Raw genomic sequence first — 14,337 nt, forward strand, 5'->3', positions numbered from 1 at the left:
CACGCCATGAATACGCAGCAGACGGCTGAAGGGGCGGCCCGTCCGGCGGGCCGCCCGCGCAGCGAGAAGGCGGAGCGGTCGATCATCGAGGCCACCCTCGACCTGCTCGGCGAGGGCATCGGCGTGTCGGAGCTGTCCATCGAGTCGATCGCCAGCCGCGCCGGTGTCGGCAAGACCACGATCTACCGCAGGTGGTCCAACAAGGAAGACCTCGTGGTGGACGCCCTGGCGACCCTCAAGCCGCCGATCCCGCTGCCCCAGGGCGGGACCGTCCGGGACGACCTGGTGACCTACCTCCGGGTGATCCAGGAGGAGACCCGTCACGCCCGCACCCGCTGCATCATGAACATCGCCATGAGCGACTCCGAGCGGCATCCCCGGCTGGCGGAGCGGTTCCGCGAGCTGGCCGTGGAGCCGCGCAGAGCGGTGGTGGCGGCCGTCCTGCGCCATGGCATGGACACCGGTGAGCTGCGGGCGGACCTCGACGTCGACATGGCGCTGGCGCTGCTCAGCGGCGCGATGGTGTGGCTCACGAAGTGGTCCGACGGGCACTCCCCGGCCGACCTGCCCGAGCGGATCGTCGACGAGGCGCTGAAGGGCTTCCGCCCCCGCCCCGCCGAGTAACCCGCCGATCCAGCCCCTCGCGCGGCCGGCCACGCCCGGCCGCGCGGCCGCATGGCCGGCCGTGCCGCCCCGACGGGTGAGCGCGCTTCGCCGGACCGTGCATCCGCGTCAGCGGGATGTCAGAGACCGCTCCGCGTACGTCCAGAGACGGTCGGCCGCGGCCTGGTCCATCGCGTGCGCCGCAACCCCACCCGTGGCCTCGCGGCCGCCGGCCACCACCTCGGCCTCCTGGTTGTCCTCGAAGTAACGGCCGGTGACCCCCGCGAGCAGAGGCGACGCCGCCAGCAGCACCGAGGTGGCCGCGCCCTGGGCGGGCGTCTTGTAGTACGGCAGGTCGATCCGGTTGCCCGCTTCGTCCAGCACCCCGTACGCCCGCAGCGTCTCGTCGTCCAGGTGGCGCTGCAGGTTGGTGTTGACGTAGCCGGGGTTGAGCGCGGTGGCGGCGATGCCGTCAGCGGCCCAGCGCCGGGCGGCACCGACGGCGAGCAGGACGTCCGCGGTCTTCGATCGGCCGTACGCCGCCCACGGTTCGTACGGCTGCCGCTCGAACTGGGGGTCGTCGAAGTCGAACGCCTCCCGCAGGTGCGCTCCGGAGCTGACGACCACCACCCGCGCGGCGCCGGCGGCGCGCAGGTCGTCGTGCAGGCCGCGGAGGAGCGCGAAGTGGCCGAGATAGTTGGTTCCGAGCTGGAGTTCCCAGCCCTGCGGGGTGAGCTGCCGGCTGGGCACCGCCATGATCCCGGCGTTGGCGACGATCGCGTGCAGCGGACCCTCCCAGGCCGCGACGAAGGCGTCGACCGAGGCCAGGTCGGCCAGATCGAGGCCGGCCGCCCGCACCACGCCGGGGCCGGCTCCGGCGAACTCGGCCAACAGCCCGGCGGCGTTCGACGGGTCGCGGGTGGCGACGGTGATCTCCGCCCCGGCCCCGGCCAGGGCGCGGACGGTCTCGGCGCCGATGCCCGAGGCGCCGCCGGTGACGATCATCCGGCGGCCGGTGAGGTCGACGCCGTCGAGGATCTCGGCTGCCGTGGCGCGGGCGGTGAACGGGGTCGTGAGTCGTGTCTCAGTGGTCATGGCCTCCACGCTACGAACATGTTCCCTGGACTGTCTGTATCCTGGAGTCCGCCATCCTTTAGCAAGCGTCCAGGAGGGCGGAACGTGGATCCGTTGGAGGACGTCCTCGCGCTCGTCGGTGCGACCAGCCACATGTCCGCCGCGTTCGCGGCAGGAGGGCGCTGGGCGGTCCGCTTCGACCCTCCGGCCGGTGCCAAGTTCAACTCCGTCCGGCGCGGCGGTTGCCTCCTGTGGGTCGACGGCATGCCGGACCCGGTGAATCTGGTCGAGGGCGACTGTTTCCTCCTGACCAGTCCCCTGGCGTTCACGCTGGCGAGCGACCCCGGCATCCCGCCTGAACCGGCCGGGCCGCTCTTCGCCGAGGCCGCCGGCGGCGTGGCCCGTGCCGGCGTCGGCGACGACGTGTTCCTCATCGGCGGCGCGTTCTCCTTCACCGAGCGCGGCCGCGCCCTGCTCCTCGACGCCCTGCCACCGGTCATCCACGTGCCCGCCGCGACGCCGGAGGCCGCGACCGTGCGCTGGGCGATGGGGGAGATCGACGACGAACTGCGGGCGGCGCCGCCGGGCGGCACGCTGGTCGCCGAGCACCTCGCCCTGGTCATGCTGGTCCGGATCCTGCGCCTGCACCTCGCCCGGGCCGCCGGCGCCGGCTGGCCGGCCGCCCTGGCCGACCCGGTGCTCGCCCCCGCGCTGCGGGCGATGCACGCCCGGCCCGCCCACCCCTGGACCGTGGCCGAGCTGGCCCGGGTCGCCGCGGTCTCCCGGTCCACGCTGGCCGCCCGGTTCAAGGAGGTCGTGGGCCGGGGCCCGCTGGAGTACCTCACCGGCTGGCGGATCGAGCTCGCCGCCGACCGCATCCGCCGCGGCGACGACACCCTGTCCGGCATCGCCCGGGCCGTCGGGTACGGCTCCGACAGCGCACTCAGCGTGGCATTCAAGCGCACCACCGGCCTGTCGCCGAGCGCCTACCAGCGGGCGGCTAGAGACGCTCGCGCCCGCCAATGGTCGGAAAGTACATAGGTGCTCTTAGGGGAGAAGAGGGCTGACCTGCGCGGACGTGACCGGCTGGTGCCTGGCCCGCCGGGCAGGTCAGCGGCGACGGCGCTTGCCCCGCAGGTCCGGCCGGATCTTGCCACAGTCGCAGCAGGCGTCGGCGTCGGGCGTGTACCAGTGCCCGAACATCGCCCAGCACCAGATCCGCCGCCACGGCCGCCACGGCGGCGAGTACATGTCCGCCCCGGCCTGGTCGAGCATCCACCCCACCGAGCCGAGCCCGTCCACCCGGACCTGCCGTTTGGGCGCCACCCGGCGCGAGGTGGCCGCGGGCATGCCGCCGGGCACCAGCGTGCCGGCGACGATCACGGGGATGACGTCCGTCGGGGCGTCCTCTGGGCGGGGGCTCACCCCTCGAACGTAGTCGCACACCGGCAGTGGCAGCGTCGGCCACTCGCCGGGCGTGGAACGCTCCACCCGGCTCACCTGCGCCTGCGCCGCAGCGGCGCGACGGCGGCGCCGCCATCGGGCCGGGGCCGGGCCGCGGCGGGGGAGGGGGCCTCGAACCCGGGCAGTGCCTCCTGCGTGCCGCGCGTGCGCTTGCGGCAGGTGGCGAAGTGCGGCATGAACCGGGTCTCCAGCGGGTGCAGCTCGTTGGGGTCGGTGACGCTCTGCACGGCGCGGGCCAGCCACCACCCGCCCGCGCCGCGCCGCGCCAGCACCGGGCCGGCCGGGTCCGGCTCGGCGTCCAGCGGCTGGCGGGCCCCGCTCTCCGTCACAGCGAAGAAGATCTCCGCGTGGCAGTCGCGGCAACGGGTGATCTCCAGCGTGTTGGGTCTCACGCGCCCTCCCCCAAGAGCAGGCCCCGGTGGCGGCCAGGGTCGAACGGCACCCACTCTGTCCCGGCCTCGGCGAGCCCGCCCGGCCAGTGCATGAGGCAGCGCTGGCCCAGCAGCCGCCCGGCCAGGTCCTCGTCCGCCAGGCGGATGCCCGCCACCCGCCCGCCGGGCACGCCGACCGGCTCCGGCGCGCCGGGAACACCACGGTAGATCGGTTCCCGGCAGCGGACGTCGCGCCGCCGGGTGTGCGGGTGCACCCGCACGACGCACACCGCCGGCCAGTCCTCGAACACGGCGACGACCCCGGCCGGGTCGACCAGCACCACCACCCGGCCGTTCACGACCCGACCGCCGTCAGCGACCAGTGGCAGCGGGGGCACTTGCCGAGCGGGTCCCGGGTGACGGGGTCCTCCACCGTGCGGGTGTCGCGGTGGCACTGGCCGCACCAGGGCCGGGACCCCGGCCTGGAGCCGTCGGCGGTCTGGTTCCACCACGGGCCGTCGGCGCGCAACCGGCCGGGGGCATGCGAGCCGGGGTCGCGGGCCACGGCCAGCGCCGCCGCCCGCACCACCGGCCACGGGCGTTCGTTGACCTCCGGGTCGCACAGGACGCGGCGGATGCTGTCGCGCCGCCACCCGGGCCGCAGCTTCTTGATGTCCTCCACGAGCGTCGTCACTTCCGGGTCGTCCGCCCCCTCCCCCCGGGGCGTGCCGGTGTCGCTCGCGGCGCGCGGGCGGCGCGTGGGGGCGGAGGGGGAGGTGGTTTCTCTTCGGGTGGTTTCTCTTTCAGGTGGTTCCCCCCGCATTTTTTGGGGGTCGCGACCCCGGATTTTTCCGGGGTCCGGACCCCCAAAATTTCCGGGGTCCGGACCCCCAAAATTTTGGGGGTCCGCTTGACCTGCGGTTTGCCCTGACATGGCCTGCAGCAGGCCGGGCATGTCGTCCAGACTGAACGGCGCTCGGTCGTTGCTGGGCGGGGTGTCGCCGTCCGCGCCGACGTGCTTGATCAGGGCGTACAGCTCGGCCAGCGACACCGCGCCCGCGTACCGCTCCGGCGGGGCCTCGTGGACCGTGTAGATGATCCGCTTCCGCATGCCCTTGTTGTAGCGGCGGTACTCGACGTCGACCGCGCCGATCTGCCGCAGCGCCTCGGTGTACGGCTTGACCTGGTCGCCCCGCTTCAAGTCCAGCAGCAGCGCCAGGACGACCTGCTTGGGCCAGACCCGGTTGCCGCCGCGCTCCCGGTTCACGTGCGCCCGCAGGATGAAGTACAGGGTTTTGGCGGCGTTGGGGATCGGCGCGAGCAGGATCCACTCCCCGCCGGTGACGTACGGGAACGACCGGCCGCCGCGCACCTCGACCTCGTCGAACGGGAAGTCGTCGGCAGCCGTCACCTGCTGCCCTCGCCTGCTGCTCGGCGCGGACGGGCCGCGCCACCGGCGGGAGGCGGGGCGGTGCGGTGGGCGTGCTCGGGCATATCGTGACCCCCCATGCGGGTGAAAGGGCGTGGCAGACCAGCCGCCGTCGGGCGGCGCGAGGCAGGAGCGGGCGGCCAGGACTCGGCGTGCAGGGCCGCGAGACCGGGGCAGTCGGGCGGTGGACCGCACGGCGGCGGCGGCAGTACCCGGGCCTCCGCCTCCAGGGCTTCCATCGGCCCGTACCGCTCCACATACAGCTGGAACACCAGCTGGGAATGACCCGTTTCGTTCACGCCGTTCCCCTGCTTCCGGGGGGCGTGCGCGGGTAAAATCCAACGCATACGCGCGACCTCCAGCTCAAAGGTCGTTGAGGAGCCCCGCCGGGATGTGGCGTCCCATTGGCGGGGCTTCTGCGTGTGTGGGGCTGGTACGCCGCCGACCGCGAGCAGCCGACACGAAGCAGACGACCACGCGACGTACCAGTGGGGGCAACCTACTACGGCACCTGTACATAGGTCGGCCAAACACGGCTGACCCCTCAACGGTGCCGCTCACACCTACGCGGGCACACCACCCGGCAGGTACCGCACCTTCTCCACCTCGTTCCGGTAAGCGAACGGCCGCACGTGGCGCTGCTTGTACGCCGCCCGGATCGCCCGCCGGTTCTCCAGCGGGATCACCCGCCAGTGCGGCTTGCAGAACAGCACCCACAGGGGCAGCCGCGCCGTGCAGCCCTTCATCGGGCAGCGGTGCATGCGGTGCGGACGCGCCCCCGTTCCGGGCCTCGAACCACCCTCGGACATGCCAAAACGCTCCTTTGAGCAGGGGGTCAGAACAGAAGGCCGTTCACGATGGGCAGCCCCAGCTCCATCTCCGACAAGGCCGGGAGCCACCCGTCGGCGCGGCGCTCATCCATCCACGCGTCGACGATCTGCCGGGTCTGCTCCACCGCGGTCTCGAAGCCGACGCCGTGGTTGGCACCGCCGCACACGCACTCACACCGCGCGGCGGCACCGTCGTAGCAGCCTGCGTCACACCGGCCGGCCACACCCCGGCCGGTCCGGTAGGTGAGCAGCGTGACCATAACCACTCAGTGTGTACCTGGGAACGCGCACGTGCAGGTGGTTCCCGCACGCCGCGCTCCCGGCCACACCTCGGGGGCAGGGTCAGGCCCGGGCGGGGCGGGGGCGCGGCCCCCGCCTGGCGGGCGGCACAGGGCGGGCAGGAGGCGCGGGCCTGGGCCGCACCGCCGCCTCCTTGCACGCCTCCACCGCCGCCTCGAACGCGTCCCAGTCCTGGTAGCGGCGCCGCTGCGCCGACCAGTACCGGTTGCGCACCTCGTTGGGGACCTTCCACCAGTCCGGCCCGCACATCAGCATGTGCAGCGGCACCTGCTCCGTGCACCCGTCGATCACGCACTCGTGCGTCCGCACCCGGCGGCCCGTCTCGTCGGCCGGCTGGCGGCCCTCGATGGCCGCCAGGATCCGCCGCGCCACCTCCGCCGCCGCCACCGGCACCGGGCACCGGCAGTTGCCGTGCCCCTGCCGGTGGGTGTGCGTCTCCGCGACCACCGCGGCGATCTCCGCCCTGGCGCGGGTCAGCGCCGCCACAGCGGGGCTGACCCGCGCCTGCTCACTCGTGCCCATCCTCGCCCTTCTCCTCCGGGCCGCCGCCCTGCGGCGGCTGGTCGGCACCGGCCGCCGGGGCGGCGACCGGCGGGTCCAGTGCGATGCGGCCGCGCAGCTCCCCGGCGCGCCAGGCGGCGACCAGCCGCTCCCGGCCGCCGGGCACGTCCCGCTTGGCGCGGGTCCAGCCGAAGCGGCCTTCGCCCGTCGCGTCGACCTTGTTGCGCTTGGCGACGGTGACGAGCTCCCCCGTCGTCGGGTCGGGCAGGCGGCCCTGCTCGTCGAGCTGTTCCTCCAGCAGCGTCAGGTAGGAGGGCCGCACCGCCTCCTGGACCAGCCCGGGGTGGGTGAGCTTGATGAACTCCACGATGTCCGGGTAGTTCAGCGCGGCCGGGTTCACCTCGTCGTACAGGTTGTGCGGGGCGGTGCGCCGCGTGTACTCCCGCACCGCCGCCGTGTCCCAAGCGATCAGCACCCCGGGCTGGTCGAGGTTGTAGGTGCCGATCTTCGTGCCGTCGGGCAGGGTCAGGTCGATCTGCTTTTCCCCGCCGAGGTTGGCGGCGGCGGCGAACAGCGGCGCGTGGTCCTTCTTCGCCTGCTTCAACTCGTCGCCGATGAACTTGTGCAGCGCGTCGAGCATCCCCAGGTGCTCCGCGGTCTGCTTGACGGTCTTCACGTCGGGGGCCTGCGGCTTGTCCTCCCCGTCCGGGGTGGCATCCTGCCCATCCGTGGCGGCGGCCTCCCCGTCGGCCGGGCCGGGCTCGGGCGCGCCGTCCGCCAGGTCCTGCGCCTGCGCGTCGGCGTCGCCGTCGGGGGAGTCGGGGGCGTCGCCGCCCAGCCCGCCCTCGCCCTCGCCGTCGTCGTCGGGCAGGTCGGCCAGCGTGGCGAACATCGCCGCGTCGTCCGGGTCGAGGTCGCCGAAGCTGTCGAACCCGCCGAAGCCGCCGAAGCCGGGTTCGGCGTCGTCGGGGGCGGCCCCCGCCTGCTCGGCGGGGGCCTCAGTCGTACGGTCGCTCACGGTCACGCCGCCGCCTTCCGGTTCTTCATCGCCTGCCCCATGAGGGCGGCGAGGGCCTTCTTCGGGTCCTTCTTCTGGGCGGCCGCCTCGGCGAGCTTGCCGACGCGGACCACCTCAGCCCGGGTCAGCTCCTCGAGCTGCCCGACCTTGTGGCCGGTGATGGCCTGCACGGCGGCCAGCTGCGCCGGACCGGAGGCGGTGCCGCACGCCTCCAGCACGTTGCGCAGCCGGTCGACCATTGCGGGCGGGGCGACGTCGTCCGGCGACGACCCGGCGCCGTCCGGGGCGGGGGGCACTGCCTGCGCCTGCGCGGCGCGGGACTCCTTCTCCCGGTAGAACCGGTTGTCGGGGCGGGCGGGGGCCTGCTGGCCGGGCTGCCGCTGCTGGGGCTGGGGCCTGCCCCCGGTCAGCGCGTGGCCGCGCCGGACGATCAGGTCGGACAGCAGTTCGATGTGCCCCTGCTCGTTCTCCACGGTCATCGCCTGGAACGCCGGGTGCGCGGCCTCGGCGAGGAGTTCCAGCAGCCGCTCCCGGTCGGTCGCGGCCAGCGCGTCGTCGCGGACCTGCTCCGGTGTCCGCTCGCGGCCCAGCTCCACCAGGTCACGCGGCTGGGAGTCGACCGAACAGCGCAACTCCTCGAAGATCAGTTGCTCCAGGGTGAGGTTCGGCACGATCCGCGCCTGGTCCTCTTTGCCGTGCCGGATCTTCAGGTACTTCGACCGCACCCCGACGATCATGGGGTGGGCGTCGCGGGACAGCCTGATCCACGCGGTGGCCTGGAACGGCAGGTCCTTGTGCGTCTCGACCTTGTACGTGGTGACGCCGCTGACGACGTTGCCGTTGTCGTCGACGACGATGGATTCCTTGCCCCTGGCCGTGACCACGCAGATGCCGGGGAACGTCATGAGCAGCTGCATCAGCCGCTTGCGGCGGGCGTGGATGTCGTCCCACACGTTCGGCGGGATCTTCACCTCCGCGTTGGGGTCCATCGCCAGGCGGCGCTTGTTCGCGTTGGAGCCCTTCGCCCGCTCCGAGCCCCAGTCCTTGAGCATTTCCCAGATGAGGGTGCCGGAGTCGATGCCGAGGCAGACCGGCTTCTCGCCCGCCTCCCGGGCGCGGGCCGCCTCGGCGTAGACCTCTTTGACCTGGTCCAGGATGCTGGCCCACGACCCGTCGTGGATGATCACCTCGTAGGTGATGCGGCCTGAGATGTCGCCGTACTCGTCGGCCGCGCCTTCGCCCAGGTCCAGCCAGAAGCTGCGGCCCACGAGCGGGCTGGCCGTCAGCTCCGCGAACATCCAGGACTTGCCGCTCTTCTCGCCGCCCTCCACGAGGATGAGCGGCCAGGGCACCACACATGTCGGGGGCCGGGTGTTCAGTGTCATTCGTTCCTCCACTGGCCGTGGTGTGTCTGATGCACATGCTGTGCGCCCGCATAGGTCACGGGCAGACGTCCGCCCAGACCTTTGGGCGGACGATGGTGTTACTTGGTGCCGCCCCCCTGTTCAGGCGGCGGGTCGTACGGGCGGTGCGTGGCCTCCGCGAACGGCCGCCAGTCCTCAGGCAGCCAGATCGGCGTGTAGGAGATCACCCACCGTGGTTCCGGCGGCCGGGGAGTGGTGTCGCCCGAGTCCCGAGTTCGGAGACTCCACTTCTCGACCGCGCCGACCTTGACGGCGAACGCCTTCGCCACGTCGGCGATGCCCATCAGCCGGGGCAGCGGCGGCCTCTCGCCAAGGTCGATATTCCTGTCGTCGCCGGGGTCGCGGAACCGGTCGCGGTACCAGATCGCCTTTCCGGCGACCTCCGCGTCCGGCGGGCCGAACTTCCCTCGTCGTTTCCACGAGTAGATAGTGTTCGGCGGTTTGCGGTAGAACTCCGCGATCCCGTCGAGACCTATCAGCGCAGGTTGCTGCGTATCTTCATCCATGATCACCCCCCCTCGCATGATGCAAGACACACCGTACAGGTGTACGTGCGCAATGTGCAAGGCGGACCGGACAACGGTGGTCGGGTAGGCGAACCGGGCCGCGCCGCGTACACTCCGAAACGCACGCTGCAGCCCGGGTTTCGGCCCGGGCTCGCGATCTTCCACTGGCCGTGGACGTGCACAACGGCGCCCTTGCTGTCCCGAGCGGGGGCGCCGTCGCAGGTCACGCGGGTCAGTCGACCACGTACTCCACCCACCAGTTGCCGTCGTCCTCCCGCAGGATCAGCTCCAGCGCGGGCCCGTCCGCGCGCCCCTCCGCGACCTGCTGCTCGGTGACGCCGGAGACGGCCACCACCCGCCAGAACCACACGTGCAGCCGGGCCGTGGCGGGCTGGCCGAGCTGCTTCCACCATTCGCGGGCCTCGCACCACGGGGCCTCTACCACCTGGGCGACGACCGCCGCCCGGTCCCGCCACACCACCCGCATCGGCCGCAGGCCGTCGTCGACCTGCGGCACCGCCTCCACCCGGCAGGGCTCCCCGTACCACCGCACCGCACCAGCCTGCCTTACACCCGCACCCGTCCGGTCACGTGGGCGGGTCGGGCCGGCCCAGGAACGCCGCCGACGTCTTGTCGCCGGTGCCCCCGGCGGCGATCGACACCAGCAGCGACCCCACCCCGAACGCCAGCCCGGCCTGCGCGGCGAGCCGCCAGTCCGCGGCGGGCAGCACCTGCGTCTGCTTCCCGGCGAGCACCCCCAGCGCCCCGCCGGCTGCGGCGCGCACCGCCCGCTCCGCGGCGTCCGCCCACCACGCCCGCGACAGCAACCACCCGCCCCGGGCGGGCGCGGCGGGCGCGGCGGGTGGGCGGCGGTGGCGGCCTACGTGATCGGGCTGGTCCACGCCGCCTCCCACGTCGGCCGGTCCACCCGCCCCACCATCGACGGGTTGACGTGCAGGTCACGCTTCTCAATCTGGAACTGGCGGCAGATCTCCCGCGACTGCGGCCCGAACACGCCGTCGACGGTGATGCGCCACCCCCGCGCCCGCATGCGCGCCTGCCAGGTGCGGACGTCGTCGCCCTCCATCAGCGGCGGGTACGACAGCACCCGATGCCACGGCGGCACCGCCACCGCGCCGCCGCCGTCGTCGGGCCGCCGCGCACCCTGCCGGACCCACGCGTACAGCTGGTCGCCGGGGCAGTCGGTGGCGTAGCCGTCGCGGTGGCCCTTCACCTCCCGGCCGGCGCCCTCCCCGCGCAGCCACTCGATCGCGTCGACCAGGCCGTGCAGCAGCCCCGGCGGCGGAACCACCAGCCCCTCATCGCCCAACAGGGCCAAGATCGCGTAGTGCTTGGCGTTTAGTCCGGCGCCGTTCGCGGCGGGCAGGTGACCGGGGCCGCGCCCCACGAACACCTTGCGGTGCGGGCACGCGCAGCCCGTGTACCCGATGTCGCCCCACAGGTTGACGTCCATGTGCTGCCTCTGCACGGACTTGACCACCTCGACGCACCGGTTGTGGTCGTCGACGATGCCCGGGTCGACCCGCGCCCCCATGTAATGGATCTTCACGCCGCGCGGCGGGGCCTGCAGGTAGACCACGCCCTTCGGGTCCCGAGCCCGCCACTGGTGCCGTTCGATCAGGTCCACGCCGCCCCCTCGCGGTGGTCACCTGCGCCCGGCCCACAACCAGCGGCGGCTACGGCTGGAGTGTAGCCCGCACCCCCGACCACTCCTCGGGGTTCAGCCGCCCGCCGGGGCGGCAGGCTCCCCGCCGGGCGGGCCGCCCTGCTCGGCGCGGGGCCGCAGGTAGCCCAGCCGTATCGCCGTCGCCGCGTCATCGGCGATCAGCCGGGTCCGCAGATCCGCGATGGTCTGCGCCATCTCCTCCACCTGCTCCTCAAGGGCGCGGACCCGGTGCCGCAGCTTGTCGCTGATCGACTGCTCTTCGTTGACCTGCTCCCGCAAGCGTTGCGCGACCGTGCGGGTGTACTCGATCTCTTCGGTGAGGCGGGCGATGATCCCCTCAAGGTGTTCGCGCAGGTGCCGCACCGTCTCATCCAGCAGCTCCTGGCGGCGGGCGGTGGCCTCGCGCTCCTCTTTCTCCTCCTCCCGCTCGGCGGCCCGCGCCGCGGCGTCGATCGTCGCCTGGTTGGACTTCACGCTGGCTCGGTACGTCAGGACCCCGGTGATGCACACCCCCGCCAGGGTGATCAGCGATCCCAGCACCGACACCCACGACGCGGCGTTCCACCCCGACTCCTGCGCCGCCTCCAACGCCAGCACGGCCGCGTTCACCCCGTGCCGCCCGGCTCGCGGGCGGGCTCCGGCCAGTTCGCCACGTCGTACACGACCAGCGCGGCGAACACCCACAACGCGGTGGCCCAGTCACCCTGCGGCAGGCTGGCGAACAACCAGCCCAGCAGGTTCACCGCCGCCCACACGAATTTCAGGGCCATCGCCGCGGTGAACGCGATGGCGTCGCGGACGCGGAACGCCCCCCACCCGCACAGGACGCCGACCCCGCCCCACAGCACCGCCCACACCTGGCCCGGCGCGATACCCGTCAGGTAGGCGTACAGGGGGCTGGCGTCCAGGTGCGGGTCAGGCCACGCCAGGCGCCGCGCGTACGCCACGTCCAACGCCGCCAGGAACAGCAAAAACGCACCGCGATGCCCAATCCTGTGGCGCAGTGCGGGCAGCCAGTCGCGGATCAACAGGGCCTCCCTGGGTGTCGACCGGGGGGCCCGGCCCACAACCAGCGGCGCTCACGGCGAGTGTAGTGACCGCCCCCGCAACGGCAGGGCGGCCGGCCCCGGGCGCGCACCCCCGGACCGGCCGCCCCGCACGCCCGCGGGGCCGCACATCACGCGGGCTGGTCGCTGCCCTCGTCGTCGGGCGGGGTGTACCCCGACAGGCGGCGCGCCGTCTCCTCCGGCAGGCCCGCCGCCTTCAACGCCAGGTAGTCCTCCCGGGCCTTCGCGGTCGCCTCCGCCTCCTGCTGCTCCTGGTACGCCTGGCGGGCAGCCTCGATCGCGGCCAACTCCTGCCGGTACTCCTCCTCGGTGAGCTCCACCGCGCCGTCCGGCGGGACGTACGGCGCGCCGCCCTCCTGGTCGACCAGCTCCACCCCGCCGCCGGGCAGCCGAAAATACCTGATCATGTCGCCTCTCAGAGAATGAAGATGAACGCCCGCAGAAAGGTCTGGATCCTGTCGTAGGTGGCGCCGTTCGTGCCGCGGCCCATCGTGACGTCCATCGTGATCGTCGCCGAGCCGCCCGGCGGCAGCGGCGTGCCCATGTTGTAGACCTTCGTCGACTGCTGGTGAATGTTGTTCGTCGTGCTCGCCGACCGGTTGTAGAAGAACTGCATCTCGTCGGTGCCGATGCCCCCGGCCGCCGACGCCCCCGCGGGCAGGAAGAAGTCGATGTCGACCTCCTGCTCCACCATCACGCGCGCCGGGCGGCACGGGTCCGGGTTGGTGATCGTGAAGTTGCGGGTCAGCACCACCACGTCGATCCCCGACGGCACCGTCGGGTTCGTGAAGTCCGACGGGATGTGCTGCTGCTGGAAGTCGTACCTCGCTCTCGGCTCGCCCCGCAGCACACCCGAGTCGTCGCAGTAGACCAGCCCGGCCTCGGCGTTCACGTCGCACGGGTACGGCCACGCCGACACCGCCGCCGCCAGCGGCGCACCCGCCGACCCGTCACCCGTCAGGCCGCAGCCCGTCGCGGGCGCCGCGCCCCCGCCCGGCGGGACCAGCAGGCCCCCGTCCGACCCGATCGTGACCGTGTTCCCCGCGTCGGTGCTGGGCCTCGCGGAGATGGTGCCGGTGGCGGGGTCGTAGTCGATGCCGTCGCCCTCCGACAGGCAGCCGCGCACGTCGGCGCACTCGACGTACAGCCCATCGGCGTTCGAGTGCAGCAGGTTGGTGCCGCCGCCGGGCGGGGTGGCGTCCAGCCGTACCGCCGCGCTCACCTGGTACGGCGCACCGGCCGACCCGTCCCCGGCCAGGGACAGGTCCACGCTCGGGGTGTCGTTGACCTGCAAGGCGGTCGCCGCGCCGGGCGGGACCAGCAGCCCGCCGTCGGAGCCAATCGTCAGGGTGTTCCCGGCGGCCGTGCTCGGCTTGGCCGCAATGGTGCCGGTGGCGGGGTCGTAGTCGATGCCGGGGCCCTCGCTGAGGCACGGGCGGACGTCGTCACAGCTGACCGCGCCCGGCGTGACCATGAGCCCGCCGTCGCTGCCGAAGCTGACCGCGTTCCCCGCGTCGGTGCTGAACCTGGCGGAGATCACGCCCGTCGCCGGGTCGTAGTCGATGCCGTCGCCCTCCGACAGGCAGCCGCGCACGTCGGCGCACTCGACGTACAGCCCATCGGCGTTCGAGTGCAGCAGGTTGGTGCCGCCGCCGGGCGGGGTGGCGTCCAGCCGTACCGCCGCGCTCACCTGGTACGGCGCACCGGCCGACCCGTCCCCGGCCAGGGACAGGTCCACGCTCGGGGTGTCGTTGACCTGCAAGGCGGTCGCCGCGCCGGGCGGGACCAGCAGCCCGCCGTCGGAGCCGATCGCCAAGGTGTTGCCGGCGTCCGTGCTCGGGCGGGCCCCCATCACCCCCGTGGCGGGGTCGTAGTCCAGCCCGGGGCCGGAGGAGATGCAGGGGCGCACCTCGTCGCAGGACACCGTCCCGTCGCCGCTGGTGCTGATGACGTAGGGGGCGGACGTGCTTCCGTTGCCGTCGACGGCGATGCCGTCGCCCGCGGTGATGACGCACGTGCACCGGGTGCCGCAGTCGCATCTGGACAAGGCCGTATCTCCTGGT

At 73.1% G+C, this 14,337-nt stretch carries 20 protein-coding genes; 2 read left to right on the plus strand and 18 right to left on the minus strand.

What is annotated here, in order from left to right; all coding sequences use genetic code 11:
- Window positions 1-6 precede the first annotated feature (6 nt).
- Window positions 7-624: a TetR/AcrR family transcriptional regulator gene (locus F5972_RS07950; protein WP_150932723.1), complete on the plus strand. Its 618-nt coding sequence runs from the start codon at window positions 7-9 to the stop codon at window positions 622-624.
- Between the two features lie 108 nt (window positions 625-732).
- Here F5972_RS07950 and F5972_RS07955 read toward each other — a convergent pair whose 3' ends face one another.
- The gene (locus F5972_RS07955; RefSeq protein ID WP_150932725.1) at window positions 733-1,698 is read right to left on the minus strand and encodes an SDR family NAD(P)-dependent oxidoreductase; all 966 of its coding nucleotides are present in this window, start codon (window positions 1,696-1,698) and stop codon (window positions 733-735) included.
- Between the two features lie 84 nt (window positions 1,699-1,782).
- On the opposite strand from F5972_RS07955, the gene F5972_RS07960 reads away from it, so the two are divergent.
- Entirely contained in the window at window positions 1,783-2,718 is a 936-nt protein-coding gene (locus tag F5972_RS07960) for an AraC family transcriptional regulator (RefSeq protein WP_150932727.1), read from the plus strand.
- Window positions 2,719-2,787: 69 nt separating this feature from the next.
- Here the strand turns inward: F5972_RS07960 and F5972_RS07965 are convergent, their stop codons facing one another.
- The 17 genes from F5972_RS07965 to F5972_RS08045 form a co-directional block, all read right to left on the minus strand.
- Window positions 2,788-3,102, minus strand: a complete 315-nt coding sequence (locus F5972_RS07965; RefSeq protein WP_150932729.1) for a hypothetical protein — start codon at window positions 3,100-3,102, stop codon at window positions 2,788-2,790.
- A 71-nt stretch (window positions 3,103-3,173) separates the two neighbouring features.
- A complete protein-coding gene (locus tag F5972_RS07970) occupies window positions 3,174-3,533 on the minus strand; it encodes a hypothetical protein (RefSeq protein ID WP_150932732.1) in 360 nt (119 codons plus the stop codon).
- Window positions 3,530-3,871: a hypothetical protein gene (locus F5972_RS07975; protein WP_191910006.1), complete on the minus strand. Its 342-nt coding sequence runs from the start codon at window positions 3,869-3,871 to the stop codon at window positions 3,530-3,532. The genes F5972_RS07970 and F5972_RS07975 overlap by 4 nt, the downstream gene beginning before the upstream one ends.
- Window positions 3,868-4,923 (minus strand): hypothetical protein, encoded by a 1,056-nt coding sequence (locus F5972_RS37000; protein WP_191910007.1) that lies wholly within the window; start codon window positions 4,921-4,923, stop codon window positions 3,868-3,870. The genes F5972_RS07975 and F5972_RS37000 overlap by 4 nt, the downstream gene beginning before the upstream one ends.
- 581 nt (window positions 4,924-5,504) lie before the next feature.
- Window positions 5,505-5,750, minus strand: coding sequence for a hypothetical protein (locus tag F5972_RS07985; protein ID WP_150932738.1), 246 nt, complete (start codon window positions 5,748-5,750; stop codon window positions 5,505-5,507).
- 26 nt (window positions 5,751-5,776) lie between these two features.
- On the minus strand, window positions 5,777-6,031 hold the full coding sequence (locus F5972_RS07990) for a hypothetical protein (RefSeq protein ID WP_150932739.1): 255 nt from the start codon (window positions 6,029-6,031) through the stop codon (window positions 5,777-5,779).
- 82 nt (window positions 6,032-6,113) lie between these two features.
- Window positions 6,114-6,593, minus strand: a complete 480-nt coding sequence (locus F5972_RS07995) for a hypothetical protein (protein WP_150932741.1) — start codon at window positions 6,591-6,593, stop codon at window positions 6,114-6,116.
- Window positions 6,580-7,596, minus strand: coding sequence for a hypothetical protein (locus tag F5972_RS08000; protein WP_150932743.1), 1,017 nt, complete (start codon window positions 7,594-7,596; stop codon window positions 6,580-6,582). Before F5972_RS08000 ends, F5972_RS07995 begins: the two co-directional genes overlap by 14 nt.
- Window positions 7,593-8,975, minus strand: a complete 1,383-nt coding sequence (locus F5972_RS37005) for a hypothetical protein (RefSeq protein ID WP_191910008.1) — start codon at window positions 8,973-8,975, stop codon at window positions 7,593-7,595. The genes F5972_RS08000 and F5972_RS37005 overlap by 4 nt, the downstream gene beginning before the upstream one ends.
- A 98-nt stretch (window positions 8,976-9,073) precedes the next feature.
- A complete protein-coding gene (locus tag F5972_RS08010; protein WP_150932745.1) occupies window positions 9,074-9,520 on the minus strand; it encodes a hypothetical protein in 447 nt (148 codons plus the stop codon).
- Between the two features lie 232 nt (window positions 9,521-9,752).
- Window positions 9,753-10,073 (minus strand): DUF6504 family protein, encoded by a 321-nt coding sequence (locus F5972_RS08015; protein ID WP_150932747.1) that lies wholly within the window; start codon window positions 10,071-10,073, stop codon window positions 9,753-9,755.
- A 34-nt stretch (window positions 10,074-10,107) separates the two neighbouring features.
- Window positions 10,108-10,422, minus strand: a complete 315-nt coding sequence (locus F5972_RS08020) for a holin (protein ID WP_191910009.1) — start codon at window positions 10,420-10,422, stop codon at window positions 10,108-10,110.
- The gene (locus F5972_RS08025; RefSeq protein WP_150932751.1) at window positions 10,401-11,168 is read right to left on the minus strand and encodes a peptidoglycan recognition protein family protein; all 768 of its coding nucleotides are present in this window, start codon (window positions 11,166-11,168) and stop codon (window positions 10,401-10,403) included. The genes F5972_RS08020 and F5972_RS08025 overlap by 22 nt, the downstream gene beginning before the upstream one ends.
- Window positions 11,169-11,261: 93 nt before the next feature.
- On the minus strand, window positions 11,262-11,804 hold the full coding sequence (locus F5972_RS08030; protein ID WP_150932752.1) for a hypothetical protein: 543 nt from the start codon (window positions 11,802-11,804) through the stop codon (window positions 11,262-11,264).
- 8 nt (window positions 11,805-11,812) lie between these two features.
- Window positions 11,813-12,235: a hypothetical protein gene (locus tag F5972_RS08035; protein WP_150932754.1), complete on the minus strand. Its 423-nt coding sequence runs from the start codon at window positions 12,233-12,235 to the stop codon at window positions 11,813-11,815.
- 149 nt (window positions 12,236-12,384) lie between these two features.
- The gene (locus F5972_RS08040; RefSeq protein ID WP_150932756.1) at window positions 12,385-12,681 is read right to left on the minus strand and encodes a hypothetical protein; all 297 of its coding nucleotides are present in this window, start codon (window positions 12,679-12,681) and stop codon (window positions 12,385-12,387) included.
- 8 nt (window positions 12,682-12,689) lie between these two features.
- The gene (locus F5972_RS08045; RefSeq protein ID WP_150932758.1) at window positions 12,690-14,321 is read right to left on the minus strand and encodes a hypothetical protein; all 1,632 of its coding nucleotides are present in this window, start codon (window positions 14,319-14,321) and stop codon (window positions 12,690-12,692) included.
- Between the last annotated feature and the right edge of the window lie 16 nt (window positions 14,322-14,337).

Source organism: Microbispora cellulosiformans, assembly GCF_008728085.1.
Classification (GTDB): Bacteria; Actinomycetota; Actinomycetes; order Streptosporangiales; family Streptosporangiaceae; genus Microbispora; species Microbispora amethystogenes.